Annotated in this window: 21 protein-coding genes; 15 read left to right on the forward strand and 6 right to left on the reverse strand. The window is 70.7% G+C overall.

All coding sequences use genetic code 11. From position 1 onward, the window contains the following. The first annotated feature begins 13 nt into the window (after positions 1-13). From G4D83_RS07955 to G4D83_RS07995, 9 genes are all read left to right on the forward strand, one after another. The gene (locus tag G4D83_RS07955; RefSeq protein ID WP_205522589.1) at positions 14-475 is read left to right on the forward strand and encodes an ADP-ribosylation/crystallin J1; all 462 of its coding nucleotides are present in this window, start codon (positions 14-16) and stop codon (positions 473-475) included. 181 nt (positions 476-656) lie between these two features. Next, entirely contained in the window at positions 657-1352 is a 696-nt protein-coding gene (locus G4D83_RS07960) for an RNA polymerase sigma factor (protein WP_163864074.1), read from the forward strand. Then, positions 1349-2095 carry a hypothetical protein gene (locus G4D83_RS07965; RefSeq protein WP_205522590.1) on the forward strand — a complete coding sequence of 249 codons (747 nt, stop codon included), beginning with the start codon at positions 1349-1351 and terminating at the stop codon, positions 2093-2095. The genes G4D83_RS07960 and G4D83_RS07965 overlap by 4 nt, the downstream gene beginning before the upstream one ends. Further along, on the forward strand, positions 2092-3822 hold the full coding sequence (locus G4D83_RS07970; RefSeq protein ID WP_163864076.1) for a caspase family protein: 1731 nt from the start codon (positions 2092-2094) through the stop codon (positions 3820-3822). Before G4D83_RS07965 ends, G4D83_RS07970 begins: the two co-directional genes overlap by 4 nt. A 31-nt stretch (positions 3823-3853) precedes the next feature. Continuing rightward, positions 3854-5770 (forward strand): DUF7151 family protein, encoded by a 1917-nt coding sequence (locus G4D83_RS07975; protein ID WP_163864077.1) that lies wholly within the window; start codon positions 3854-3856, stop codon positions 5768-5770. Then, positions 5767-7668, forward strand: coding sequence for a DUF7151 family protein (locus G4D83_RS07980; protein WP_163864078.1), 1902 nt, complete (start codon positions 5767-5769; stop codon positions 7666-7668). Before G4D83_RS07975 ends, G4D83_RS07980 begins: the two co-directional genes overlap by 4 nt. 53 nt (positions 7669-7721) lie before the next feature. Further along, a complete protein-coding gene (locus G4D83_RS07985) occupies positions 7722-9767 on the forward strand; it encodes a DUF7151 family protein (RefSeq protein WP_163864079.1) in 2046 nt (681 codons plus the stop codon). 117 nt (positions 9768-9884) lie between these two features. Beyond that, on the forward strand, positions 9885-11546 hold the full coding sequence (locus G4D83_RS07990; protein WP_163864080.1) for an FAD-dependent oxidoreductase: 1662 nt from the start codon (positions 9885-9887) through the stop codon (positions 11544-11546). Position 11547: 1 nt separating this feature from the next. After that, positions 11548-12585 (forward strand): sensor histidine kinase, encoded by a 1038-nt coding sequence (locus tag G4D83_RS07995; RefSeq protein WP_163864081.1) that lies wholly within the window; start codon positions 11548-11550, stop codon positions 12583-12585. Positions 12586-12588: 3 nt separating this feature from the next. Here G4D83_RS07995 and G4D83_RS46770 read toward each other — a convergent pair whose 3' ends face one another. Next, positions 12589-14094 carry a sensor histidine kinase gene (locus G4D83_RS46770; protein WP_163864082.1) on the reverse strand — a complete coding sequence of 502 codons (1506 nt, stop codon included), beginning with the start codon at positions 14092-14094 and terminating at the stop codon, positions 12589-12591. Between the two features lie 283 nt (positions 14095-14377). On the opposite strand from G4D83_RS46770, the gene G4D83_RS08005 reads away from it, so the two are divergent. Continuing rightward, positions 14378-15766 (forward strand): cyclic nucleotide-binding domain-containing protein, encoded by a 1389-nt coding sequence (locus G4D83_RS08005; protein WP_163864083.1) that lies wholly within the window; start codon positions 14378-14380, stop codon positions 15764-15766. A 171-nt stretch (positions 15767-15937) separates the two neighbouring features. Continuing rightward, complete coding sequence (locus G4D83_RS08010) at positions 15938-16435, forward strand: hypothetical protein (protein WP_163864084.1); 498 nt, start codon at positions 15938-15940, stop codon at positions 16433-16435. Here the strand turns inward: G4D83_RS08010 and G4D83_RS08015 are convergent. Next, complete coding sequence (locus G4D83_RS08015) at positions 16422-17138, reverse strand: DUF2238 domain-containing protein (RefSeq protein ID WP_163864085.1); 717 nt, start codon at positions 17136-17138, stop codon at positions 16422-16424. The genes G4D83_RS08010 and G4D83_RS08015 overlap by 14 nt on opposite strands. Before the next feature lie 119 nt (positions 17139-17257). On the opposite strand from G4D83_RS08015, the gene G4D83_RS08020 reads away from it, so the two are divergent. The 4 genes from G4D83_RS08020 to G4D83_RS08030 all read left to right on the forward strand — a co-directional run bounded on the left by G4D83_RS08020 (position 17258) and on the right by G4D83_RS08030 (position 20795). Beyond that, complete coding sequence (locus G4D83_RS08020; RefSeq protein WP_163864086.1) at positions 17258-18271, forward strand: Gfo/Idh/MocA family protein; 1014 nt, start codon at positions 17258-17260, stop codon at positions 18269-18271. Between the two features lie 75 nt (positions 18272-18346). Continuing rightward, positions 18347-18439, forward strand: coding sequence for a VOC family protein (locus G4D83_RS47185; RefSeq protein WP_420826623.1), 93 nt, complete (start codon positions 18347-18349; stop codon positions 18437-18439). Positions 18440-18519: 80 nt separating this feature from the next. Further along, complete coding sequence (locus G4D83_RS08025; protein ID WP_163864087.1) at positions 18520-20088, forward strand: AAA family ATPase; 1569 nt, start codon at positions 18520-18522, stop codon at positions 20086-20088. Then, entirely contained in the window at positions 20085-20795 is a 711-nt protein-coding gene (locus G4D83_RS08030; RefSeq protein WP_163864088.1) for a hypothetical protein, read from the forward strand. The genes G4D83_RS08025 and G4D83_RS08030 overlap by 4 nt, the downstream gene beginning before the upstream one ends. 137 nt (positions 20796-20932) lie before the next feature. Here G4D83_RS08030 and larC read toward each other — a convergent pair whose 3' ends face one another. From larC to G4D83_RS08050, 4 genes are read right to left on the reverse strand one after another with little or no spacing between them, the layout of a single operon-like run. After that, the gene (gene larC, locus G4D83_RS08035; protein ID WP_176434440.1) at positions 20933-22102 is read right to left on the reverse strand and encodes a nickel pincer cofactor biosynthesis protein LarC; all 1170 of its coding nucleotides are present in this window, start codon (positions 22100-22102) and stop codon (positions 20933-20935) included. Positions 22103-22107: 5 nt separating this feature from the next. Further along, entirely contained in the window at positions 22108-22860 is a 753-nt protein-coding gene (gene larB, locus G4D83_RS08040) for a nickel pincer cofactor biosynthesis protein LarB (protein WP_163864090.1), read from the reverse strand. A gap of 24 nt (positions 22861-22884) precedes the next feature. Next, positions 22885-23484 (reverse strand): chemotaxis protein CheC, encoded by a 600-nt coding sequence (locus G4D83_RS08045; RefSeq protein ID WP_163864091.1) that lies wholly within the window; start codon positions 23482-23484, stop codon positions 22885-22887. Next, the gene (locus G4D83_RS08050; protein WP_163864092.1) at positions 23481-25925 is read right to left on the reverse strand and encodes a chemotaxis protein CheA; all 2445 of its coding nucleotides are present in this window, start codon (positions 25923-25925) and stop codon (positions 23481-23483) included. Before G4D83_RS08050 ends, G4D83_RS08045 begins: the two co-directional genes overlap by 4 nt. Positions 25926-25929: the final 4 nt, after the last annotated feature.

A 25929-nucleotide genomic window follows, 5' to 3' on the forward strand; every position in this document is an offset into this window, starting at 1 on the left:
AAGGAGACACGGCATGGTGGAGACGCTCACGCTGTATCGCCCGGTGGGTCTCAAGGAGGCGCAGCTCGTCCTGGCCCGCGACTGTCGTGGCTTCCCGCCCCGGCTGCCGGACCAGCCCATCTTCTACCCGGTGATGAACGTGGACTCCGCGCGGCAGATTGCCCGGGACTGGAACGCTCCAGACCCGGGCTCCGGCCACGTGGGCTTCGTCACCGCCTTCGACGTGGAGGCCGCGTGGCTCGCCCGCTACCCCGTCAAGACGGTGGGCGCCCGGCAGCACCAGGAGCTGTGGGTGCCCGCCGAGGAGCTGGAGGACTTCAACGCCCACCTCGTCGGCCCCATCCGCTTCATCGAGAGCTGGTACGGCCCGGACTACCAGGGGCCCCCCTCACCCCTGGGTTCCCTGGAGCCTGCTCCGGGCAGACCATGCGGGCTTCCGGGTGTCCCCGGCCCCACTCCCAAGGTGGAGCCGTAGAAAATAGTTCGGGCCCATAAAAGCGCGTCCCGACAACTATTTCCGGGACGCGCCGCAAGGAATTCGGCGCCTCTTCGTTGAGGTGCACAACCCATTTCGCGCGCAGGCTCCGTATCCCTTTCAAGGGTGACGGCTGGCCGGGCATCGGGCCCGAGCCGGTTCGCGTGGGGTCGGAGAGACCGTGCTGCCAGGCAATGACCGTTCCGTCCTGGAGTCCTTCCGCCGTGGGGACTCGTCCGTCCTCACGCAGGTGTACCGCGTCTATTCGCCGGAGGTGCTGCGCTACCTCTCGCGGCGCTTCTCCGTGGGCGCGGACGGAGGGGCCACGCGCACCGTGTCCCTGTCCGCGCTGGATTTGGACGCGGCCCATCAGGAGACCTTCGTGCGCGCGTTTCGTCCCAACATGCGGCAGGCCTATGACGGCGTGAGGCCGTACCTGGGATTCCTGCTGACGGTGGCGCGCTCCACGGCCATCGACCTGATGCGCGCGTCGGGACGGGTGTCGCGGGAAGCCGTGTCGCTGGACGAAGCACCGGAGCTGAGCCAGTTGCCCAACGAGGGGCGCAGCCCGGAGGAAGAGGCGCTCGGCACCGAGGTCCGGACGCTGGTGCGCCGCTTCCTGGAGACGCAGTCCGAGGAAGGTCGTGCCCTGGCGCAGCTCCGGTTCGTGGACGGGCTGTCCCAGGAAGCCGCCGCCGAAAAGCTCCGACTCACCCGAGGCGAGGTTCGCGTGCGCGAGCGACGACTGCGCACGCAGTTCACCGAACACCTGAAGTCCTCGGGCTGGCTGGACACGGCGGCCGAGCCTGGGCGCATGGAGCTGGGCGTCATCCTGGCCACCCTGGCCCTGTGCGCAATAGGGAGCATCCCATCATGAGGTGGTACGAGCGACACATCGACGCCAGCCTGCCGCGCTGGGCCCAGGGAGAGCTGCCCGCGCCCCAGGCCGCCCGCCTGCTGCGCCACGCCCATGTCTGTCACCGGTGCGGCCCGCTCTATGAACGCTGGGCCCAGGCCCATCGCGCCCTGGAGGACTCGCTGGACGCGCCCTCCTCCATGGAGCGGCTCGCGCTGACGGAAGGTGGATTGGAAGCGGCGCTCGCGGCGGCGGAGCCCCTGTCCGTGCCCTCGCGGTGGCCGTCGATGGTGGCGCTCGCGGGCGCGCTGACCGCGGTCGTCGCCGCCATGGTGCTGACGCCCGCCCTGACGGACGAGTTCCGTGCCCGGGGCCTGGGCACCCCACCCCCTGGCGTGGCGCTGCGCATCTTCTGCGCCACCCCGGGCCAGCCGCTGCGGGAGCTGCACTCGGGTGAAGCCTGCCCGGCTGGCGCCATGCTGGCCTTCGCCGCGGGCGGACAGGCGCCGTACACGCATATCGCCGTCCAGGTGAGAGGCACGCGGCGCGCGGAGCTCACCGCCGGTCCCTTCGTGCTGTCCGGTGCGCCAGGCAAGGAAGCGCCCCTGGAGTTGACGGTGCCGCTTCCGGAGACGGTGGGTGAGGCGGAGGTGACCGCGGCGTTCGCCGACAGCCCGTCCGCGGCCCTGGCGGCCTTGCGTGGGGAGGAGACGGGGGGGGCAGTGGTGCTCAAGCAGGCGCTGAGGGTAGAGGAAGGACCATGAACAAACTGGGAGTGCTCCTCGGGGCCGCCGCGCTTTTCGCCGCTCGCGACGCCTCGGCGGAAGCCCTGGTCCGCCGAGCGCTCGTGATTGCCCACAACGGCAGCGACGACCCGTCGTTGCCCGCGCTGCGTTTCGCGGACGATGACGGCGTGCTGTGGGCGGAGACCCTCCAGCGGTTGGGCGTGGAGACGACGCTGCTGGTGGACCCGGATGCCGCCACGCTCGCGGGCGCGCGGCCGGTGCTCGCGGGCGCGCGCCCTCCCACGCCCGACGAGGTGAAGCGCGAGGTGGCCCGCCTGCGCGCCGCCAGCCTGGCCGACGACGAAGCCGGCCGCGAGACGGACGTGCTCGTGGTGTACGTGGGCCACGGCAACACGGATGAAGCCGGCCGCGCCTACTTCACCCTGGCCGGAGGCCGGCTGGACAAGGCGAGCCTCTACGCCGACGTGGTGGACCCGCTGGGCGCCGACTACGTGCACCTCATCGTCGACGCCTGCCGCGCCTCCGGCGTCGTGGGGAGCCGGGGCGGACAGACGGACACGGCGGTGCTGGCGGAGCTGCGCGGCATGCTCGCGCGCGAGCAACTGGCCACCCGGCCCACCGTGGGCGCTCTCTTCGCGGAGAGCGAGGACGGGGAGACGCACGAGTGGTCCCGCATCCGCGCGGGCGTCTTCAGCCACGTGGCGCGCTCGGGGCTCCTGGGCGCCGCGGACATCAACGGCGACGGACAGGTGGAGTACAGCGAGCTGGGCGCGTTCGTCTCCGCGTCGCTGCAGGGCGTGAAGGGCCTGCCCGCGCGGCTGAGCATCCACGCCTTCGCGCCCACCGGCGCGCCCCGCCGTCCCCTCGTCGGACAGGCCCCCAGCGGCCCCAGCCTCGCGCTGTCCACCGGCTTCGGGCACTCGCGCCTCTCCGTGGAGGACGCGGACGGGCGGCGCCTGGCGGACGTGCGGCGCTCCGAGGACCAGTACGTGATGCTGCGGCTGCCGGAGCGCGAGGTGTACTGGCTGCGCACGCCCACCAGCGAGGCCCGCGTCACGCTGGCGGAGCTGTCCCAGGACGTGCTGCCGGAGCTCAAGCCGCGCGAGCTGCAGGAGCGCGGTCCCGCCGAGGAAGCCCTGCGTCGCGGCCTGTTCGCCATGCCGCTCGACAAGGACTTCTATGACCAGTACGTGGCGGCCGCGGGGCTGGTGCCGGTGGATTTCTCCCGCGCGTTTCCTCCGGCCGCGGGCGGCGACTTCGTGTCCCGGCGGTTCGCGATATCCAGCCCCTCCCCCTGGCCGTCGTGGGAGGTGGGCCTCCTGGGTCACCAGGCCCCGCTGGGGCTGGGCTCGTTCTCCACCGGCCCGAGCCTCTCCTGGCGCAGCGACACCTGGCCTCACCTGTACTACGGCGCGCGCGCCTCCTACTCGCTGATGCCGGTGGCGTTCGAGGGCATCCGCACCCACCGCGCCACGGTGCAGGGGCTCTTGGGCCTGCGGGATGGGGTGCGCACGCCGCTGTTCCTGGAGGCGGGGCTCGGCTGGGGCGTGCTGGGCGTGACGTCGAAGGCCAGGCGCATGGGAGATCCGACGCTGCTGACGACGCACGCGGCGGCGGGCGTGGCGGGGCGGCTCTTCGGACTGAAGCTGAGACTGGCGGCCACGGTCGCCGCGGACCGCGTCACGCTGGACGGTGACGACCAGTGGGACCGGATGTTCGGCATCGAGCTGGGGCTGAGGCGCTGACGGCGTCCGGACCAGGGGAAGAGCGCTCGTGATGCGATGTCTCTGGATGACGCTGCTGGTGCTGGCCTCGGGCTGTGACGCCATCGACCTGGAGCTATTCCAGCACAAGCCCCTGTCCCGCTTCGAGGCAGAGCCCCCCGGTGACATCTGTGAGCACGGTGGACGTCGCGTGCTCACGGGCCTGGACACGAACAGCGACGGCGTCCTGGACGACACCGAGGTCCGCACCACCGACTACGACTGCAACCGGGCGCTGCCCGAGGTGCTGGTCGTCACGCGGACGCTCCTCCCGGGAACCACGTGCCCGCTGGGCGGAGAGCTCGTCGAGGCGGGCCTGGACGTGAATGGCGACGGGGAGCTGGAGGCGGAGGAGGTCTCCCAGAGCGCCATCACCTGTCGGGAGTCCTCGACGGTGGTGTACCGGGTGAGTGACGTGGACTCGTATCCCCTGGCCTGTGACGAGGGGACCTCCCTCGTGGAGGCGGGGCCCGACCTGGATGCCGACGGAGCGCTCGACGACTCGGAGCGCCGCGCACAGACCGCCGTCTGCGCGCCCGCGTCGACCGTCCGCGTGCGCCTGCAAATCGAGCCCCCCGGGGCCCGCTGCGCCTCCGGCGGCACGCGCCTCAACGTGGGCACCGACGCGAACGGCAACGGGACGCTCGAGGACTCCGAGGTGGCCACGCGCACCTACGTGTGCCTCTCGACGAACACGTTCACCGGCGACTACTTCCTGCGCGACGCGGTGGACCTGGAGGTGCTGCGCGCGTTCTCCCGAATCGAGGGCACGCTGAACATCCAGGACACCGCGCTGCCTGAAATCGTCCTGCCCTCGCTCGTCGCGGTGGAGGGCCCGCTGTTCGTGGGGGGCAACACGGCCCTGACGCGCCTGGAGCTGGAAGGGCTGAGCTTCGTGGGCGGCGGCGTCAGCCTCTACACAAATCCAGAGCTGGTGACGCTGACGCTCGGAGGCCCGACGGAGCAGGACATCCTGTGGGTGGAGGGGGACTTCGAACTGCAGCAGAACCCCAAGCTCGCGAGTCTGGACGGAATGAAATCCGTGCAGCCCCGGGGCAACCTGTCCTTGTTCGACAACGACTCGCTCACGGACCCGGGCTCGTGGCACCTGACGCAGCTGCCCGGCTCGCTCGACGTCATCGGCAACGAGCAGCTGACCCGGCTGCCCTTCCGGGCCCTGCTGCGCGTGGGAGGCTCCATCGCCATCAACGAGAACCCCGCGCTCGTGGGGCTGGAGTTGACTCGCCTGGAGACGGTGGGCAACACCGTCACCATCCACCGGAACGGCTCGCTGACCGACCTGACGGGCCTGCCCGTGCTCCGGACGATTCAAGAGGGTCTGTACGTGACGGACAACGACTCCCTGGTCTCCACGGCGGGGCTGGGCGAACTCACCACCGTGAGCTGGCTGCACGTCGCCGACAACGACGTCCTGGCGGCCTGCGACTTCCCTCGGCTGATGACCATCCCTGGCCGATTTGACCTGATGCGCAACAAGGCGCTGGCGCGCCTGGGGAGGTTCCCGTCCCTGGTCTACCTGCCGCGACTGACGCTCGCGCAGAACGACTCGCTGAACGACCCGTCGGGGTTGGACCGTCTCTCCAGCATGGAAGAACTCGAGGTGACGGGGAACGCGTCGCTCAGGAACATGGACGGGCTCAACCACCTCAGGACGCTGGCGAAGCTCAAGGTGGACTCCAATCCCGCGCTCGAGCGGCTCTCATTGGACGGCCTCCAGCGAGTGAACGAGACGCTGGAAATCATCGGGAACCCGGCGCTGCCCACCTGCATGGCCAACCTCTTCGCGAACCGGGTGTTCAACGGGATAACGAGAACCATCGAGGGCAACGACGACACTCCCACCTGCGCGCCCCCTCCCGATGGGCTGACAGGATTGGACGCGTCGCCCGTTGAAGGACGCCTTCGATGAGAGTGTTCTGGCTGCTGGCCCTGCTGCCCTGGGTCACGGGCTGTGAAGCGCTCCGCTTGAGAGAGCTGCTGAAGCAGTTCCCCCCGCTCTCGCGCACCGTCGTGGAGCCTCCGGGTGAGCGCTGTCCCCTGGGAGGACAGGTGGTGTTCGTGGGCATGGACACCAACACGAACGACGCGCTCGACGACGACGAGGTGACGAGCACCCAGGTCCACTGCTCCACCCTGCCCGAGCTGGTGGTCATCATGGAGCCGGTGCCCTTCGGGACACGCTGCCCGGGAGGCGGGCAAGTCACCCGCGCCGGTCGAGACACGGACGGCAACGGCGTCCTGGACGCGGAGGAGACTGACCGCGAGGTGTACTCCTGCTGGAAGGTCACCGACGCGCCCATCCTCTCGCGCGTGCGCGTCCCCTCGCCGTCCCTCGTCGCCTGTCCCGAGCCCACCACGCACATCCTCGTCGACGCGGGACCCGACGAGAACGGCGACAAGAACCTCGACGATGACGAGGTGAGGCTTACCCTCAGCACCTGCGCCCAGGAGCCGCTGCTGCGGGTGGAGCTGGACTGGGAGCCTCCCGGTGCCCGCTGCGCGGTGGGAGGTACTCGCGTCCTCGCGGGCATGGACCAGAACGCCGACAGGCAACTGGACGCCCTGGAGGTCCTCATCTCCAACGTCCTCTGCGAGGACGGGCGCACCTTCGATGGCGACTTCCTGGTCCAGCGCGACACGGACCTCGCCGTGCTCCAGGGCATCAGCCGCATCCGAGGCAACCTCCTCTTCTTCAACGGAAGTCCGACCCTGGCGCAGGCGAAGCTGCCCTCGCTGGAGGTCGTCGACGGCGCCGTTGTCATCGAGAGCAATCCCTTCCTCACGCGGATGGAGGCGCCCGGGTTGCGCTTCGTCGGCGAGGGGCTGACGATTCGAGGCAACGATGCGCTGGAGACGCTGACCGTCGGCGGAGGCGGAGCCGGATGGCTGTGGGTGTCCCGGGACCTGACCGTCGAAAACAACGCCCGGCTGAAGAGCCTGGACGGACTGCGGTCCGTCGTTCCTCGCCGCAATGTCCAGGTGAAGGGGAACGCCGCCCTCACCCATCCGCTCAATGGCCTGGGACTCCAGTCCATCGAGTTCCTTGAAGGGTCGCTGAGCATCTCCTCCAATGGCGCGCTGGAGAGGCTGCCCCTGGCCACCCTGGCGCGAGTGAACGAAGACGTGGTCATCGAGGACAACGCCAGCCTGGCGACACTCGTGGGGACGCGGCTGGAGTCCATTGGCGGAGGCCTGCTGGTACAGGGCAACCCCATGCTGCTGAACCTCGCGGGCCTGTCGTCACTCCAGGTCGTCTCCGGCAAGCTGCAGGTGAGGGAGAACGCGGGGATGGTCACCTCCTACGGCCTGTCCTCTCTCTGGCATGCCGGGAGCATCTTCTTCGCTCGCAACAACGCGATGACGGTGTGGGGAGGAATGACCACCCTCCGGAGCGTGGAGACGGGCATCTCGGTGGACGCCAACGCGAAGCTGGAGACCATCGGCTCCATGACCTCACTCGTGAACGGGCCGTGGCTCGCGCTCTACGGCAATCCCAGGCTGACCGCGCTGCATGGGCTGGGGAACCTGGAGCAACTGCGAGGCTTCTCGGTCAACGACTGCGACTCGCTCACCACGCTGAACGAGCTGACGAAGCTGCGCACCATCGACACGCTGATGGTGGAGGACAACGCCCACCTGACCCAACTGGGCTTGGACCCGGTGCGACAGGTGTCCGGCTATCTGGCCGCCCGGAACAACCCGCGGCTTCCCACCTGCCAGATTCAGGCGTTCGCCGGACGGGTCTACACGGGCCGCCCGGACCTGCTCTTCGTGGAAGGCAACGACGACCAGGCTCCCTGTCCATGAGTCCGCGCGACGGGAGCAGCATGCGCGATGAGAAGCGACGAGGAGCACCTTCGATGCGATGGACCTGGGCCGTACCGCTGCTCCTGCTCGGAGGCTGTGATGCGATTCGCATCGACGACTTCCTCGCGCCTCACGCGACGCTCACCCGCAAGGAGCCGGAGCCGCCCGGCGAGCACTGTGAGCATGGAGGTGAGGCGCTGCTCGCGGGGCCGGATGCGAATGACGACGGGCTCCTGTCCGACGACGAGGCGGCCAGCATCCAGTACTTCTGCGACAAGCGCCCCCCGCGCGTCGCGCAGCGCACGCGGGAGGAGCCGGTGGGCACGCGGTGCGAGCACGGCGGGCACGCGGTGGAGACGGGCATCGACTCGGATTGGGATGGCGTGCTCGACGACGCCGAGGTGACGGCCACCGAGTACGTCTGCGCCACGACCTTCCCCGGCGTGCTGGTGCGCACCAGGGCCGTGCTTCCGGGCGCGGCGTGTCCACTGGGCGGACAACTGACGCACGCGGGCAACGACACGAACCAGGACGGCATCCTGTCCGACGACGAAATCACCCGCGAGGTCTACGGTTGCCTGGAGCCCGAGACGGTGCTCACGCGAGTGGTGTTGCTCGGGACGCGAGGAGGCAGTGAGTGCGGCTCCACGGACATCCATGCCGTGGAGTCGGGACCTGACCTGGACCGGGACGGCACCCTCGACGACGACGAGCTTCGCGCCGCGAGCCACATCTGCAACCCGCGGGTGCCCATCCTGACACGCCAGCATGCGGAGGCGCCCGGTGTGAACTGCCCCGCTGGCGGCATGGCCGTGGCCTACGGCGGAGACGAGGACAAGAACGGGGTGCTGGAGGAGCTGGAGGTCCTGGCCCGGCATTACGTGTGTCGGTCCGCCGCCACCCATGACGGCCCCTACGAACTGCTCGACGCCACGGACGTCGCCGCGCTCCAGAACATCTCCCACATCCGGGGAGGTCTCATCATCTCCTCGCAGGTGGCCACGGAGGTGGTGCTTCCCGGGCTGGAGTTCGTGGAGGGCTCCGTGGACATCCACGACAACCCGCTGCTCGTGCGCGTGGCCATCCCCGGGCTTCGCTTCGTCCGGGATGACCTGCTCATCGCCCGCAACCCTCAACTGACCTCGTTGACGTTCGGCCCCGCCGCCTTCCCTCCGAGTCGCGAGGTCCCGGTGGGCCGGACCCTGAAGGTGGAGCGGAACGCCCAGTTGTTCTCCCTGGCCGGGACGAGCGCCCTCGCCCCTCGGCAGGGCCTTGAAATCACGGACAACGCCCTCCTCGACAGCGCGGGGAGCTTCACCTTCGTCCAGAGCATCACGGGCACGGTGCTCATCTCGGGCAATCCGGCGCTGAGAGACCTTCCACTGCCGCAGGTCACCTTCGTCGGGTCACTCTCCGTCGTCGACAACCCCTCGCTCCAGACGCTGGCCGGGCTGCGCAAGCTGCGGACCGCGCAAGCCAACGTCTCCCTCGTCCGCAACGAGGCGCTGGAGGACTCCGCCCTGCTGGAGAACCTGCAGACCGTCGGCAGCGACTTCGAGGTGTCGGGAAACCCTCAGCTCAAGCGCCTGGAGCTGCCCAACCTCTCCCGGGTGGGGGGCTTCACCATCGAGGGCAACAGCAACCTGTCGGTCGTCGGCCCCATGCGGTCCTTGAGGGACGTGGGTTCGCACCTCCGCATCATCGGAAACGCGAGGCTGTTTCAAGTCACGGAGCTGAGCGCCCTGCAGAGCATCCGCGGTGAGCTGGCCATCGCCAACAACCGCTCCCTGGTGGACCTGTCGGGCCTGGAGCGACTGACCGTCGTCAGCTACGTCTACGCGGATGGGAACACGAACCTGCCGACCCTGGCGGGGCTGAAGGGGCTGCGCGAGGTGGACGGCTTGACGGTCCGGGACAATCCAAGCCTCACGGAGCTTCGGCTCGACTCGCTGGCCCAGGTCCGCGTCGGCTTCATGGTCACCGGCAACACGTGGCTTCCCTCGTGTCGGGCCAGGCGGCTCGCGGAGGCCGTCCACACGGGCGCCCTCGACGAGCGCGTCATCGAAAACAACGACGAAGCGGCCGCGTGCCCGCCGTAGTCCACCTCACGGGCGCTCGCTGACGCCCGGGCTCCGAGCAGTCCACATAGGCCCCGTCCCCTCGCCTGGAGAACCTGACCGCGCCGGTGCGTTCTCTCCCAAGGGGGAGCGAACCGCATGGCCAAGCCCGTCATCCTCGCGGTGGACGACGACACGGAAGTGCTGCGCGCGGTGGAGCGCGACTTGCGGCGTCAGTACGGCCGCGAGTACCGCGTGCTGAGCGCGGACCGCGGTGAGTCCGCGCTGGAGACGGTGCGGCAACTGCGGCTGCGCGGAGACCCGATAGCGCTCTTCCTCGTCGACCAGCGCATGCCGGGCATGTCCGGCGTGGAGTTCCTGGAGCAGGCCAAGACGCTCTACGACGAGGCCCGGCGCGTGCTGCTCACCGCCTACGCCGACACGCAGGCCGCCATCCACGCCATCAACGAGGTGCGGCTGGACCACTACCTGCTCAAGCCGTGGGAGCCTCCCGAGGAGCGCCTCTATCCGGTGCTGACGGACCTGCTGGAGGAGTGGTGGGCCCACCACCCGCCGACCTTCGAGGGCATCCGCGTGCTGGGCAACCGCTGGGCCCCCCGCTCCCACGCGCTGCGGGACTTCCTGGGCAGCAACCAGGTGCCCTACCAGTGGCTCGACGTGGAGGGCAGCGACGAGGGCCGGCTCCTGCTCGCCCAGGCCGGCGGCGCGGCCGTGGAGAAGCTGCCCCTGGTCCTCTTCCCGGATGGCACGCGGCTGATGGGCCCGTCCACGCTGGAGGTGGCCGAGCGCATCGGCCTGAAGGTCCGCGCCACCAAGCCCTTCTACGATTTGGTCATCATCGGCGGAGGCCCCGCGGGGCTCGCCGCCGCCGTGTACGGCGCTTCCGAGGGACTGAGCACCGTCATGGTGGAGCGCAGCGCGCCGGGCGGACAGGCGGGCACCAGCTCGCGCATCGAAAACTACCTGGGCTTCCCCGCGGGCCTGAGCGGCGCGGACCTGGCGCGGCGCGCGGTGACACAGGCGGCGCGCTTCGGCGTCGAAATCCTCACGCCCCAGGAGGTGAGCGGCCTGCGCGTGGAGGACCCATACCGCATCGTCACCCTGGCGGACGGGACGGAGCTGAGCTGTCACGCGCTGCTGCTCGCCATGGGTGTGCAGTGGAAGAAGCTGGAGACGCCCGGCATGGAGGCGCTCACCGGCGCGGGCGTCTACTACGGCTCGTCGCGCACGGAGGCGGTGTCCTGCAAGGAAGAGGACGTCTTCATCATCGGCGGCGCCAACTCGGCGGGACAGGCCGCGCTCTACTTCGCGCAGTTCGCCCGCCAGGTGACGCTGGTGGTGCGCGGTGACTCGCTGGACAGGGGCATGTCCCACTACCTCGTCGAGCAGGTGCGCTCCCTGCCCAACGTCACCGTGCTGCTCGACACCGAGGTGACGCGCGTGGAGGGCGGCACCCACCTGGAGCGCGTCACCCTGACGACGCGGGGACAGCCCGAGCGCACCGTGCCCGCCAGCACGCTGTTCGTGATGATTGGCGCCGTGCCCCGGACGGAGTGGCTGGACGGACTGGTGGCCCGGGACACTCGAGGCTACGTCCTCACCGGACCGGACCTGATGCCCGGAGGCCAGCGCCCCAAGGGCTGGAAGCCGGACCGTCCGCCGTTCCTCCTGGAGACGAGCGTGCCGGGCATCTTCGCCGCGGGCGACGTGCGCCATGCCTCCATCAAGCGCGTGGCGTCCGGCGTGGGCGAGGGCTCCATCGCCATCTCCTTCATCCACCAATACCTGAGTGAGGTGTGACGTGTCCGCGGACGTGATGGAGCCTCAGGAACGGCTGAGATGCCTGGAAGGCACGCTGCTGCGCCAGGAGAAGCTGGCCGCGCTCGGGCGCCATGCGGCGGGACTCGCGCACGAGATGAACAACCCCGCCTCCGCGGGCCGCCGCGCCACCGAGCAGCTCACCCTGGCCATGGACGCACAGGAGGATTTGTCGCTGGCGCTGGAGCGCTGGAAGCTGACGGAGGCCCAGCGCCTGCTGCTGCTGCGCACCTGCCGACAGAGCCAGGGCCGGGGCGCCACCCGGGACATGGACCCGCTGACGCGCGGTGACGCGGAGGACGCGCTGGCGACGTGGATGGACGCGCGCGGCGTGGTGAACGCGTGGGATTTGGCCCCCACGCTGCTGGACGCGGCCATCGACCAGGAGAAGCTGGAGGCGATTGCCCAGGCGCTCCCCGCCGACGCGCTGCCGGACTCGCTCGCGTGGCTGGAGGCGCTGGTGCGCACGCGGGCGCTGCTCGCGGAGGTGAAGCAGAGCACCACGCGCCTGTCGGAGCTGGCCGGCGCCGTGAAGTCCTACACCCACGCGGGCAAGGAGCAGCCCGAGCCCGTGGACGTGCACGAGGGCCTGGAGAACACGCTGCTCCTGCTCAACTACAAGCTGAAGCACGGCGTCGAGGTGAAGCGCGAGTACGACCGCGAGCTGCCGCGCGTCCAGGCCCTGCCCGGCATGCTGAACCACGTGTGGACCAACCTCGTCGACAACGCCATCGACGCCATGGGCGGCAAGGGGCACCTCACCGTGCGCACCGCGAAGGACGGCGGCTTCCTGCTCGTGGAGGTGGTGGACGACGGGCCCGGCGTCCCGCCCGATTTGCTGCCGCGCATCTGGGAGCCCTTCTTCACCACCAAGCCCATGGGGCATGGCACCGGACTCGGCCTGGACATCACCCGCCGCATCGTCGTGGACCGGCACCACGGCGACGTGCGCGTGGAGTCGAAGCCCGGGCGCACGTCCTTCCAGGTGAGGCTGCCGCTGGAGCAGCCACCGTCCGCGTAGAGGCTACGCGCCGCGCAGCGCCTCCAGCTCCGTGGGCCGTCGTGGCGTGGACTCGGACGCGCGTGGACGCGCGGGCTCGGGGATGAAGGCCCCGTCGAGCTCAAGGGGCAGGCGGACCCGGAAGCGCGTCTCGCCCGGCCGCGAGGTGACGACCACTTCGCCCCGGTGCAACGTGGACACGACGCGGTGGGTGACGCTCAGCCCCAGGCCGGTGCCCTCGCCCACGCCTTTCGTGGTGAAGAACGGGTCGAAGACGCGGGGCAGGATTTCCTCGGGGATGCCGGGCCCGTCGTCCACCACCTCCACCACCACGTGGTCCCCATCGCCGCGCGTGCGCAAGAGCAGCGTCCCTCCGCCGTTCTGCTTGATGGCATCTGCCGCGTTCTCGATGAGGCTGGTCCACACCTGGTTCAACTCCGTGCCGTACGCGGTGATGGTCGGCAGGCTCCGGTCGTAGTCCCGCTCCACCCGTACCCCGCGCAGCCGGTGGCCCAGCACGGCCAGGGTGCTCTCCAGCCCCTCGTGCACGTCTACGCGTTGCAGCGGCGCTTCATCCAGGTACGTGTACGCCCGGGCCGCGTTCACCAGCGCGGCGATGCGTCCCCCCGCCTGCCCCACCTCGTCGAGCAGCACCGCGATTCCCCGCGTCGCGGCCACCCAGCGCAGCGTGCCCTTCAACACGTCGCCCTGGAGCGACTCCAGCTCGTGCTCCAGTCGCTCCAGCGACAGCCCCGCCTCCACCAGCTCCGGTGCCAGCACCCACGCGTCTTCCACGCCGCGCGCGCCCAGCCACCGCGCCAGCGCGTCCTCCGCGTCGCCCCGGTCCAGGGGACTGCGGGAGACGGGCTCCAACGAGGCGCGAGACTCCAGCGCCCGCACCTGGGGCTCGGACAGCGTGCGACAGTCCAGGGAGAGCGCCAGCGAGGGCAGCTCACCCAACCGCTCCCCCAGCTCGCGCACGCCGCGCATCACCGCCGACGCGGGGTTGTTCAGCTCATGGGCCAGCCCCGCCGCCAGCGTGCCGAGCGACGCCAGCTTCTCCTGCTGGAGCGAGATGGACTGGAGCGTCTTCATGCGCTCGCCCATCGTCCGGAGAATCTCCCGGTTCGCCGTGGGGCAATCCGCGAGCATCCGCCAGAAGGCCTGGTGGCTGAGCCGCACCAGCCGACACTCGGAGATGGCGCGGCTGCTGGCGAGGAAGCGCTGGCCGAGCAGCAGCGGCACCTCTCCGAAGAACTCTCCAGCCCGGAACACGGAGACGAGCATCTCCACGCCGCCCATCGTCCGGGTGATGCGCAGCTCTCCCTTCAGGATGAGGAAGAAGGCGGCGGCCTCTCCCTCGTGGGCCAGCCAGTCCTGGGGCTGGAGCTCCAGGTACGAGGCCTCGGCGCGCAGCCGCTCGGCCTCCTCGGGGTCCACGTCGGTGAAGAGGGAGACGGTGCGCAGCTCCGCCAGGAAGAGGGCCGCCGGGTCCTCCATGCGCGGAGGGGGAGCGGCGTGCGAGTCCATGCGGAGCTCCTTCGTGCGAGGGTTCCCCCAACATTGCGTCCCGCCGGCGAGTCCCGCTTCCTCGCGCGCTCCGTCGTCCGCCACCCTGCCTGACATGCGGCGACCGGGAGCCGGACAGGCGGGCGGTGGCCGCCTGCTCCTTTGTCACGGAAAGCCACCCCAAGGGCCCGAAGGCGCCGGGCGCGTACAGCGCTTGCATCCCGGAGTCCATGTCGATTCCGGGGCCACGGGGTCATCCGGAGATGGACACCCTTCCTCGGACCCAGGCAGCATCCGAAGGGACATGGGAAGCGAGGACATCGTCACAGCGCTGCGCCGGGTACCGTTGTTTTCCCGGCTGGGCGACGAGCAGCTCCACTGGGTGGCCAGTCATGGGCGCCAGCTTCACTTCGCCGCCGGGACTCGGGTCGCCGCGCAGGGAGACCCCGCCGACGGCCTGTCCGTCATCCTCGAAGGGCGCACGGTGTGGTCCCGCCGCGTGGGAGACCAGGTGGCCCCCACGGGCGCGCTGGACGCGGGCGACATCTTCGGAGAGTTGATCCTCTTCCTGAACTCCCCCTACCCCACCACCGGCCACGCGCAGACGGACGTGCGCTTGCTGAGGTTGGAGCCCGCCGCCTTCTGGGAGCTGCTGCGCCTGGCGCCCTCGTTGGGACGGGGGCTCATGGAGGTCGCCGCCCAGCGCACCCAGCCGCAGGAGGTGGTGTCCACCCAGCAGCCCGGTCCGGCGACGCCGGGGCAGATGGTGGCGGGACTCGCGCCGGAGCTGGGCAATCCGGCGACGGCGGCGAACCGGAGCGCGACGCGGCTGCGCGAGACGCTGCGGCTGGTGTCCGCGCGGGCCATGGCGCTGGGGCAGCACGGCCTGTCCTCGGCGCAGCGCGGCGCGTTGCTCGCGCTGCCTCGGGAGGCCGCCGACCGGGGCCGGGCCACTCCCGCGCTGGAGCCGCTCGCGCGGACGCGGCGCGAGGAGGAAGTGGGTACGTGGCTGGAGCTTCGCGGCATGTCGGACGCGTGGGACGTCGCGCCGGCGCTGGTGGCCTCCGGGCTGGACGTGGAGTGGCTGGACTCGGTGGCGCGCCGGGTGGGCGAGGCGCTGCTGCGGGACACGCTCTCCTGGCTGGTGGCCGCGGTGAGCGGCGACGTGCTGCTGGCGGAGGTCGAGCGCGGCAGTGCCCGCGTCTCCTCGCTCGTCGAGGGCGTGAAGGCGTACAGCTTCATCGACCGGAGGCCGGCCACGGAGGTGGACGTGCACGACGGCCTGGAGAACGCGTTGCTCGCGCTGCGCCACCGCCTGGAGGGCGGCCACGTCACCGTGGAGCGACAGTTCGACCGGGAGGCACCGAAGCTGCGCGCGGAGGGTGCCGCGCTGGACGAGGTGTGGACGCAGTTGGTGCTCAACGCGCTGGAGGCGCTGGGTGAGCGCGGCGGGACGTTGAAGCTGCGCACCTGGACGGAGGCCGGGCAGGTGGTGGCGGAAGTGGCGGACGACGGGCCTGGGATTCCCAGGGACTTGATGCCGCGCATCTTCGAGCCCTTCTTCAGCACGAAGCCGAACGCGGCGGGGCTGGGGTTGGACATCAGCCGGCGCATCGTCGAGCGGCACGGCGGCGACGTGCGCGTGCTCTCCGAGCCGGGACACACGCGGGTGCAGGTGCGGCTGCCCGCGTAGCGCGCGCTCCGGGGGTGGGTGTCCTGCGCAGCACGCGCGGAGCATCCACCGGGAGACGGAAGACTGTCCTCGACGCTCGCGAGCGTCGTGCCGTGCACGCCCGTGTGGGTTCCCCCCTGGTTCGCGCGAGCCCACGCGGGTGGAGTGCTTCCCAGTCAGGGGGAGTACTTCATGTCCGGCGAAATCCAGGGCGCCTGGTTCAAGGCCATCCTCGGCGCGATGACGGCGGCGTCTTCGCGCTTTCCCGCGCACCAGCGCACCATCAACAGCATGCGTGAGGACACGTGGTACGCGTGGGAGGACTACGTGCGCATGACGGGGGAGCTGCACGTGGCGCTGGGAGACCGGGCGGTGGAGGCCATCGCCCAGCGCTCGGCGATGCGCACGCTGCCGCTGGCGCGGGCGCGGGGGTTCGACTCGGTGGAGAAGGTGTTCGGCGACTTCGACTCGGTGCTGCGCGCGATGGTGAAGGATTTGCCCGCGACGGACACCACGCGCACGGTGGCCTTCATGCCCCTGGCGGCGGAGCTGGAGAGTGGCTCGCGCCTGCCGGCCCCGTTGCTGCTGGGCACCTTCCGGGGGTTCCTGATGGGCTTCGGGAAGATTGTGACGGAGGCGAAGATGACGCCCCGGAACACGGTGCGGCGCTACTCGCTCAAGTGGATGTGAGCTTCGCGCGGGTCACCAGTCGCTCCACGCTTCGCAGGTGGGCGCGGCCGAAGACGGCCATGGCGATGATGGCGCCGCAGAGGGCGAGGAACATGTCCCACTGGGCGTCCCAGATGTCGCCCTGGGTGCCGAGGAACGCGTCGCCGCCCGCGGGGTCCAGCGCGAGCGCGGCCCACCACTCCAGCAGTTCGTAGACGGCGCTGATGGCCAGCGCCACGGAGCCGGTGAGGAAGTTCAGCCAGCCGCCGCGACGCAGAGGGGTGGCGCGCAGGAGCACCTCGCGGATGATGAACGCGGGGAAGAAGCCCTGCGCGAAGTGGCCGAGCCTGTCGTAGGGGTTGCGCGACAGGTGGAAGGTGTCTTTCGCCCAGTCGCCCAGGGGTGTGAGCGCATAGGTGTAGTAGCCGCCGTACGTCAGCACGAGCACGTGCAGGAAGACGCAGACGTAGACCCAGCGCGACATGGGGAAGCGGCGGAAGGTGGCGGCCAGCACGGCCATGCCGACGAGCCCGGGCCCCACTTCCAGGAGCCAGTTGAGCTTTCCCGCGGGGCTGAGGAACAGCGTGGCGATGAGGATGGGCGCCAGCACCGCCGCGAGAATCAACGGCGTGCGCGCCTCCACGCGCGTGCCTCGCACAGGGGCGAAGTACGGAGCGACGAAGTCGGCGGAGGGCGTCGAGGTCAGGGGAACCACGGGCTGCATCAAGGGGCCTCGTCTCGGGCGCGCCCGGACGTGAAGACCGGGCTGCGCGGATAGCATCGCATGTCCCTGGCGGACGCGGATGCACGCCGAGCCCACTGTCTCTGGCAGGCTGTACCACCATGACGCGCATCGGAATCATCGGGACGAAGTGGGGGCGCATGCACGTGGGAGCCTTCCGCGCGGCGGGCGCGGACATCGCGGCCCTGTGCGGACGCGACCCGGTGGCCACCCGCGCCGTCGCCGAGCACGAGCACATTCCCCTGGCCACCACGGACGTGAAGCACCTGTGCGCCGCCGTGGACGCGGTGGTCGTCGCCAGCCCGGACGCGGTGCACGCCGAACACGTGCTCGCCGCCCTGGACGCCGGTCGCCCGGTGCTGTGCGAGAAGCCCCTGGCTCGCACCGTCGAGGACGCACGCCTCCTGGCACGCCGCGCCCGCGAGGCCTCGACTCCCAGCGCCGTCAACTTCCCCTATCGCATGCTGCCGCCGCTTCGCGCCCTCAAGCATTGGCTCGAAGGGCGCCCCGTGCGCCACCTGGTCCTCACGCTGCGCAACGGCTTCATGCCCGTCGCCGACGAGCTCCCGGACGCTCCTCGCACGGGCGAGTCCGGTGACTGGGGCGGCCTCTCCCACGTCATCGACGCGGCCTTGTGGCTGACGGGACAGTCCCCCGTCTGGGTGCAGGCCACGCTCTCCGGCCGCCCCGTGCACACCGCCGCGCTTCACGTGGGACTCTCCTCCGGTGCCGTGATGGTGCTCACGCACGTCGCCTGTCCGGAGCCGGGCATCCACGGGGGCTGGACGCTGCTCGGCCAGGACTGGGAGGTGGGCTTCTCCGGTGGCTACGTGCCATCGCGCGAAGGCTGGTGCATCTCTCCGGTGCGAGCCTTCGAGCACGGCGCCTGGAAGGACATCGCCCCCGGCGTCGAACCCCGCTCCGGAGAGCCCGAGCCCTGGGCTCTCGCCCACGAGGAAGGCGCGCGCCGATTCCTCGGCCTGCTACATGGCGCGCCCCGCGACGGACTCGCCACCCTGGACGACGGCGCCATGGTGCAGGAGGTCATCGCGGCGGCGCTCCGCTCCCACGAGGAGCGCCGGAGGGTGCACGTGGACTCCTCCTCGGTGAAGTGAGGGACGAATCGTGACGGCGGACCCTCGCTCCGGGCCGTTGGGGCAGGCAAGGTGGCGCCGGGCGGCAAGGTCCACGTGAAGCCCACCGACTCGCCCCATGGCCGCTTCTGCGTGGTGACGGACCCCCTGGGAGCCGCCTTCACCGTCATCGCGCCGAGCCAGCCCTAGTCGAGGCCTGTCGGACCCAAGCCATTGCGTGGGCACCCGCGTTTTCGCTTCCACGCGGTGCCCACTAAAGTACCGGACGAATGTCGTCCTTCTCTCCCGGCAGCGCCCGCGTCCCCCGCCCCGCCGAGCCGTGGCTCGAGGAGCTCGACATCCTCGTGCGGGCCCGCTACCCGTTGCTCTACCTGGTGTCGTGGGAGGAGCACCGCGTGGACGCCATCCTCGCGGAGCTGGCGCGCGCGCACGGCAAGGCCCTCTTCACCTGGTCCATCACCCGGGGCCTGCGCAGCGTGGGCACCTCGCGCACCGCGCCCCTGCCCGAGGACACGCGCAACCCCATCGACGCGATGGCCGCCATCGAGAAGCTGGGCGAGCCCGCGCTGGTGGTGCTCAAGGACTTCCATCCCTATCTGGAGGACCGGGGCGTGGTGCGCGCCCTGCGCGAGCTGGCGCACTTCCTCAAGAGCACCTTCACCACCGTCATCCTCCTGTCGCCCACCCTGCTCATCCCCGTCGAGTTGGAGAAGGAAATCTCGGTCATCGATGTGCCGATGCCCGGGTACAACGACCTGCTCCAGCTCTTGAAAGAGATTGTCGCGGTGGTGCGGCGGACGAACAAAGCCACCATCGACCTGTCGAGGGACCACGCCGACCAGCTCATCAAGGCGGCGCTGGGGTTGACGATGGCCGAGGCGGAGAACGCGTTCGCCAAGGCCATTGCCCATGACGGCAAGCTGGGCCCCGAGGACATCAAGCGCATCCAGGACGAGAAGCGTCAGGTGATTCGCAAGAGCGGGTTGCTCGAGTACTACCCGCCCGAGGAGACGCTGGGGAACGTGGGCGGGCTGGAGAACCTCAAGGGGTGGCTCAGCCAGCGCACCGCGGCCTTCGGAGAGCGGGCCCGCCAGTTCGGCCTGCCCGAGCCCCGGGGACTGTTGCTCCTCGGTGTGCAGGGCTGTGGCAAGAGCCTCACCGCGAAGGCCGTGTCGGCGCACTGGAACCTGCCGCTCCTGCGGCTGGACATGGGCCGCATCTTCAGCGGGCTGATTGGCTCCTCCGAAGAGAACCTGCGCAAGGCCATCCGCGTGGCGGAGAGCGTGGCGCCGGTGGTGTTGTGGGTGGACGAAATCGAGAAGGGGCTGTCCGGCGTGGCTTCCTCCGGCGCGGGGGATACCGGCGTGTCGGCGCGCGTCTTCGGCACGCTGTTGACGTGGCTCCAGGAGAAGACGGCGCCGGTGTTCGTGGTGGCCACGGCCAACCGCATCGACGGCCTTCCGCCCGAGGTCCTGCGCAAGGGGCGCTTCGACGAAATCTTCTTCATCGACCTGCCCGAGCAGGCCGAGCGAGAGGAGATCTTCCGCATCCACCTGCGACGGCGGAAGCGGGCGCCGGAGGGCTTCTCGATGGAGGAGCTGGCCACGCTCACCGAGGGCTTCAGCGGCGCCGAAATCGAGCAGGTGGTGGTGGCCGGCCTCTATGAGGCCTTCGCGGAGGACACCGAGCTGGCGCAGCAGCACCTGGTGCGCACCATCCGGGACACCTTCCCCTTGTCGGTGACGATGCACGACGAGATTCGCCGGTCGCGCGACTGGGCGAGAGGCCGCACGCGTCCGGCCTCGTCCGCGAGAACCCCGCCCCCGAGGGCGACATGAGCTCCAAGCTGTCGCGCTTCCTCCACCTGGAGAAGGACCGGGGCGAGCGAGGGAAGCAGGAGCTGCCGCCCCAGCTTCAAGACGGAGGGCGCCGCTTCGAGGACATCGCCGAGCGCGGCGCGCTGCCCCAGGGTGATGTCCCGGAGGCGCACCTGGAGCGCTTCAAGGCCCAGCCTCCCGTGGTGCTGGAGCACCGGCCGGAGACGTCGGAGGACGACGGGCCGGACTTTCCCCGCTGCGTCGTCTGCGCGTCGGACAACGGCCGCTTCGCGAAGTATTGCCAGCAGTGCGGCGCCGACCTGGGGACGCCCGAGCAGCTTGAATACAGGGAGCAGCTCGCGCGCGAGCATCGGGAGCAGCGCGCGAAGCAGCGTGGCATCGAACGGGAGGACGGGCTCCAGCGACTGGAGCAGGAGCGCCGCGAGGATGCGGAGCGCTACGCGTTCCTCCTGAAGAAGCTGCGCGAGGAGGAGCAGAAGCACGGCGCGTGGCGCATCCTCGCGCGTCACTCCACCCTGGGCACGGGACTGCTGGCGTTGATGCCCTCGACGCTCGGGCGGTGTCTCGTCATGGTGTCCTATGTCGGGGGGGCGCTCATGCTGATGCGCTTCGGCCGAGGCGACGCGCGCTGGATAGGCCTCGGAATGATGTGCTTCCTCGTCCTGCTGTTCACCCCGTGGAGGACACGGCTCGGGCGCTGGCGATGAGGGGCCAGGGTGTCCGCTCCATCCGAGCTGGCGAAGGGCGGCACCCCGGACCTGGACTCCTCGGGGCCACGCGGCTTCGGTCGTAGGAACAGTGGGCCGCGAGGGTTTCGCGGCCTCGGGTGACAGCGCGCTTCAGCTCAGGAAGAACCGAGCGCCACCAGGGCCGCGGCCACCACCTGCTTGAGGGGGACACCCGCGGCCTCGGCGATGCGGCGGCAGTCCTCGAACTCGGGGTGGGCATTGAGCACGGCGCCGTCGCGCAGGCCGCGCTTCACGCGCACCCGGCCCCACGGCGTCTCCACCTCCACCCAGTCGCGCTCCAGCGCCTGTCGCTCCACGCGGTGGTAGCGCACGCCCAGCGTGGTGGACTCGCGCAGCAGCGTGTCCACCACCTTGTCGCGCAAGCCGCCTTCCACCAGCGCGCTCAACAGGTGCCCGGGGCGGCTCTTCTTCATCACCACGGGCGTAATCCACGCATCCAGCGCGTCAACGGCGAGCAGCCGCTCCACCAGGTGCCCCAGCAACTGCGGCGTGGCGTCGTCCAGGTTGGCCTCCACCACCCACAGGCCCTCCGAGCGCGCAGCCTCCATGCGACCCAGGGACGCCCGCAGCACGTTGGGCCGGTCCTTGAAGTCCTTGGTGCCCACGCCGTAGCCCACCTTCTCCACGATGAAGTCGGGCGGGTGGCCAATGTGCGCGAGCACCTTGAGCAGCGCGGCGCCGGTGGGCGTCGTCAGCTCGCCCACGCCCTCGAAGCGCACGGGCACGTCGCGCAAGAGCTCCAGCGTGGCCGGCACCGGAATGGGCATGGTGCCGTGCGCCACGCGGATGGAGCCGCTGCCCAGCGGGGGCGGCGCCGCGTGGACCTCCGGGTCTCCCAACAACTCCAGCACCACCGCCGCGCCGCAGATGTCGACGATGGAGTCCACCGCGCCCACCTCGTGGAAGTGGATGTCGTCGATGGAGACGCCGTGCACCTTCGCCTCGGCCTCGCCGATGGCGCGAAACACCGCGAGCGCGCGCTCCTTCACCCGAGGCGACAGCGTGGACGCGGACTCGATGAGGCGGCGGATGTCCGCGTAGGCGCGGTGCGGGTGCGCCTCGCGCGTGTCCAGCACCACATCCAGGTGGGTGCCGCTGATGGCGTGGCGCACGGCGCGACTCACCGCCAGCTTCCACCCCGGGACACTCAGGCCGCGCAGCGCGGCTTCAATCGCCTCGGGCTTGAGCCCCAGGTCGATGCCCGCCGCCAGGAACATGTCCCCGGCGATGCCGCCCACCGGCTCCAGGTAGAGGATGCGTCGCATGGTGCTCACCGCCGCCCCTTGGTGCGGGAGACGAGCGCCGCGTAGAAGCCTCCGCCGAAGCCGTTGTCGATGTTCATCGTCGCCACGTTGGAGGCGCACGAGTTCACCATCGCCAACAGCGCGGACAGGCCCTTGAAGTTGGCGCCGTAGCCCACCGACGTGGGCACCGCGACGACGGGGATGCCCACCAGGCCCCCCAGCGCGCTCGCCAGCGCCCCCTCCATGCCCGCCACCACCACCGCGACGTGGCACTCCTGGATTTCCTCCCGGCGCCGCAGCAGCCGGTGGATGCCCGCCACGCCCACGTCGTAGACGCGCCGCACCTCCGCGCCCATGGCCTCGGCCGTCACCGCGGCCTCCTCCGCCACGGGGATGTCGCTGGTGCCCGCGGTGACGATGGCCACCTTGCCCGAGCGCACCTTGCCCTGCTTGAGATGGAAGATGCGCGCCACCGGGTGGTACAGCCCCTTGGGGAAGCGCGACACCAGGACTTCGGCCTTGTCCGGCTGCAGCCGCGTCACCAGCACCGTCTGCTTGCGCTCCACCAGCGCGCCGACGATGCCCAACAACTGCTCCACCGTCTTCGGCTCGCCCAGCACGACTTCGGGGAAGCCGAAGCGGAGGTTGCGGTGGGTATCGAGCGTCGCGTACCCCAGCTCCGCGAAGGGCAAATCCTTGAGCTTGCCCACGGCGGCATCCACCGAGACGCGGCCCGACTTCACGCTCCCCAGGAGCAGCTTCAGCGCCTTCTCATCCATGGGGCCCGTCTACCCTGAAACGGGCTACACGCCCAGCCGCGCCAGGAGCGCCCGGGAGCTCTCCCGCTCCAGCACCAGGAGCAGCTGCCCGCTCACCGGGGGATTGGCCGCCGCCATGAAGCGCGCCTCCAGCACCACCACCCGGCTGGCGTCGCCCTCCACCTGGGACACCGCCGCGTCCACCAGCGCCCGCGCCGAGTCCCGACGCAGGGTGGGCACCGACGGCATCAGCCGCCACGACGTCAGCTTGCCGATGGCGGACAGGCAGGCGCTCGCGACGATGTTGGCGGCCTCCGACACCGCGCTGTCGCGCTCGGCCTGCCCGGTCTCCTGCCCGCCCAACAGCAGCGTCTCCAGCGCCGTCCCGTCCGCGAGCGGCATCGCCAGCATCAACACGCCCCGCAGCCCGCCGGTGATGGAGAGCCAGGCCGCCACCGCGGGCGAGTCACCGCCCAACAACCCCGCCGCGTCCGACGGGCCGGTGAGCACCACGCGGGGGACGGAGAGGTCCACCTGGCGCCCGCCCATCAGCCGGGAGAGGGCGTTGGCTGCATGGCCGCAGCCGATGTTGGCCACCTCGCGCAGGGCATCGAGCTGCGCGTCGCTGGGAACGGGAAAGCTCACGCGGAGAGTAACCTCGGAACATCCAGGATGAAGACCGGACGGCCGCTTCCGAGGATGGTCACACCTGAGAGACCCGGCAACAAATCCAACGGCCGGGACAGCGGCTTGAGCACCACTTCCTCCTGACCCAGGAGCCGGTCCACGCCCAGCGCCACCCGGCCAGAGTCACCCTCCATCACCACGAAGGGCCTGACGCCCCGCATGCCCGGCGTCGGCACCCCGACGAGCGTGTCCAGTGCGTGCACGGGCAACAGCGAGTTGCCATGCGGCAAGAGCGCCGTCTCCCTGCTGCGGCTGAGCGCGTCGCCGTCCGCCTCCGTGGCGCCCACCACCTTGGCGATGGGCAGGCCGAACACCTCGTCCCCCACCTCCACCAGCAGCAGGTGCACCACCGCCACCGTCAGCGGCAGCCGCAGCGTGAAGCGCGTGCCCCGGCCCGGCTCGCTGTCGATTTCGAGCGTGCCGCCCACGCTCTCCACCACGCGCTTGACGGCGTCCATGCCCACGCCCCGGCCGGAGATGTCCGTGATGTCCTTCGCCGTGGACACGCCGGGCAGGCACGACAACATGAACGCCTCCCGGTCCGTCAGTCGCGTGGCGACCTCGGCGGGGAGCAGTCCGCGCGCCACCGCCGCGGCCTTCAGCTTCGCGGGGTTCATGCCCCGGCCGTCATCCTCCAGCTCGATGATGACCCGGTCCCTGGCGCGCTTGACGGCCACCAGCACGCGCCCGCGCGGGCCCTTCTTCGCGGCGATGCGCTCCTCGGGGGACTCCAGGCCGTGGTCGATGCAGTTGCGCAACAGGTGCAGCAGCGGGTCCGACAGCTCGTCGAGGATGGCGCGGTCCAGCTCGATTTCGGCGCCGGTGATGACCAGGTCGACCTCGCGCTCCTTGCGCCGGGCGATGTCGCGCGCCGCGCGGGGCAACCGGTCGGTGATGAGCGACAGCGGCGTCATGCGCGCCGACATCACCTTGTCGTGCAGGTCCTTCACCAGCGTGTGCAGCCGGTAGACGCCTTCGTCCAGCACGGGCCGCACCGTCTCCGGCAGCACCTTGCCCACCTCGCGCAGGCGCGCCGTGGCGAGCATCAGCTCGCCCACCGTGTCGAGGAAGTAGTCGAGCAGCTCCGTGCGCACGCGCACCGTGCGCGACGAGGAGTCACCCGCGACACGGCCTCCCTCGGACGTCGCCGTGGGGACGACCACCGGCAGGGCGATGGCGACGGCCGGCTTCACCGAGACGACGTCCACCTCCGCCACGTTCTTGAGCGAGGCCTGGATGCCCGCCTCGCCCACGGACGTTTCAATTTCCAGTTGGATGTAGCCGTCTGGAATGCGCCCGGCCTTCAGCTCCTCCAGCGCGGGCCGCAGGTCCACCAGCGTGCCCAGGTTGGTGAGCCGCTTGTGCACCAGGAAGGCGCGCACGCCGGGAACCTGGCACGTGGGGGAGATGCGCAGCCGCACCGCCCAGCGCTGGGTGGCGCGACCGTCGGCGGAAGCCTCTCCGGGAAGCGGGCCGGTGGAGGCCGCCTTGAGCGCCGTCCCCAGGTCCGCCACCTGCGCCTCGGTGAGCACCGGCGGCGTCACCGTGGCGACATGGCCATTGCCGGAGGACGGAGGCGCGCCGATGCCCAGCACCTCGCGCACGCCTCCAGCGCCGTTCTCCGTCACCGTCAGCCGGGGTGGCGCGTCCGGAGAAACGGCTCCCTGCGAGCCATTGCCCGGAGGTGTGTCGCCTCCCGGGCCCGGCGCTCCACCCGGGGAACTGTCCGTCACGGGAGCCGAGGACCCGCTCGTACCCGACGACGCGCCTCCGCCAGAGCCCGCGCCACCACTGCCCGACGACGTGCCTCCGCCAGAGCCCGCGCCACCACTGCCCGACGACGTGCCTCCGCCGGAGCCCGCACCGCCACCACTGCCGTCCGTGCCAGCACCCGACGCAGGAGCCGCGCCACCACCGCTGCCCGACGAGCCCGAGCCGGAGTCCCCTCCACCCTCGGGGTCCTCGGGCTTGTTCACGGTGACCTTGGCGACGCGGGTGGCGGTGGGCGCATGGCCCGTCATCGCCGTGACGCGGACCCCCAGTTGCGCGAGCAGCGCCGCCGCGTCATCCGGGGGGCGTCCCTCGGCCACCGCGCGCACCTGCGCCAGCAGCGTGTCCGAGGCACTCAGCAGCAGGTCCACCAGGTCCCGGTCCAGCCGGCCACGGTCCTGCCGCACGGCGTCCACCAGGTCTTCCACCCGGTGCGCGACGATGGCGATGGGCTCGAAGCCCATCGACGACGCCATGCCCTTCACCGAGTGGGCGTGGCGGAACATCGAGTCCACCGCGCTCGAGGAGCCCTCACGCTCCAACTGCACCAGGTCCCGCCCGAGCGCCTCGAGGTGCTCGGTGGCCTCCGAGATGAAGAGGCCCAGGTAGCGGGACATGTCCATCGTCATGGCC

Source organism: Myxococcus eversor, from assembly GCF_010894455.1.
Lineage (GTDB): Bacteria > Myxococcota > Myxococcia > Myxococcales > Myxococcaceae > Myxococcus > Myxococcus eversor.

Bases quoted from the DNA above. Each gene is read 5' to 3' on its own strand.
- G4D83_RS07955 (WP_205522589.1), top strand. From the start codon at position 14: ATGGTGGAGACGCTCACGCTGTATCGCCCGGTGGGTCTCAAGGAGGCG.
- G4D83_RS07965 (WP_205522590.1), top strand. From the start codon at position 1,349: ATGAGGTGGTACGAGCGACACATCGACGCCAGCCTGCCGCGCTGGGCC.
- G4D83_RS07970 (WP_163864076.1), top strand. From the start codon at position 2,092: ATGAACAAACTGGGAGTGCTCCTCGGGGCCGCCGCGCTTTTCGCCGCT.
- G4D83_RS07975 (WP_163864077.1), top strand. From the start codon at position 3,854: ATGCGATGTCTCTGGATGACGCTGCTGGTGCTGGCCTCGGGCTGTGAC.
- G4D83_RS07980 (WP_163864078.1), top strand. From the start codon at position 5,767: ATGAGAGTGTTCTGGCTGCTGGCCCTGCTGCCCTGGGTCACGGGCTGT.
- G4D83_RS07985 (WP_163864079.1), top strand. From the start codon at position 7,722: ATGCGATGGACCTGGGCCGTACCGCTGCTCCTGCTCGGAGGCTGTGAT.
- G4D83_RS07990 (WP_163864080.1), top strand. From the start codon at position 9,885: ATGGCCAAGCCCGTCATCCTCGCGGTGGACGACGACACGGAAGTGCTG.
- G4D83_RS46770 (WP_163864082.1), bottom strand. From the start codon at position 14,094: ATGGACTCGCACGCCGCTCCCCCTCCGCGCATGGAGGACCCGGCGGCC.
- G4D83_RS08005 (WP_163864083.1), top strand. From the start codon at position 14,378: ATGGGAAGCGAGGACATCGTCACAGCGCTGCGCCGGGTACCGTTGTTT.
- G4D83_RS08010 (WP_163864084.1), top strand. From the start codon at position 15,938: ATGTCCGGCGAAATCCAGGGCGCCTGGTTCAAGGCCATCCTCGGCGCG.
- G4D83_RS08015 (WP_163864085.1), bottom strand. From the start codon at position 17,138: ATGCAGCCCGTGGTTCCCCTGACCTCGACGCCCTCCGCCGACTTCGTC.
- G4D83_RS08020 (WP_163864086.1), top strand. From the start codon at position 17,258: ATGACGCGCATCGGAATCATCGGGACGAAGTGGGGGCGCATGCACGTG.
- G4D83_RS08025 (WP_163864087.1), top strand. From the start codon at position 18,520: ATGTCGTCCTTCTCTCCCGGCAGCGCCCGCGTCCCCCGCCCCGCCGAG.
- G4D83_RS08030 (WP_163864088.1), top strand. From the start codon at position 20,085: ATGAGCTCCAAGCTGTCGCGCTTCCTCCACCTGGAGAAGGACCGGGGC.
- larC (WP_176434440.1), bottom strand. From the start codon at position 22,102: ATGCGACGCATCCTCTACCTGGAGCCGGTGGGCGGCATCGCCGGGGAC.
- larB (WP_163864090.1), bottom strand. From the start codon at position 22,860: ATGGATGAGAAGGCGCTGAAGCTGCTCCTGGGGAGCGTGAAGTCGGGC.
- G4D83_RS08050 (WP_163864092.1), bottom strand. From the start codon at position 25,925: ATGACGATGGACATGTCCCGCTACCTGGGCCTCTTCATCTCGGAGGCC.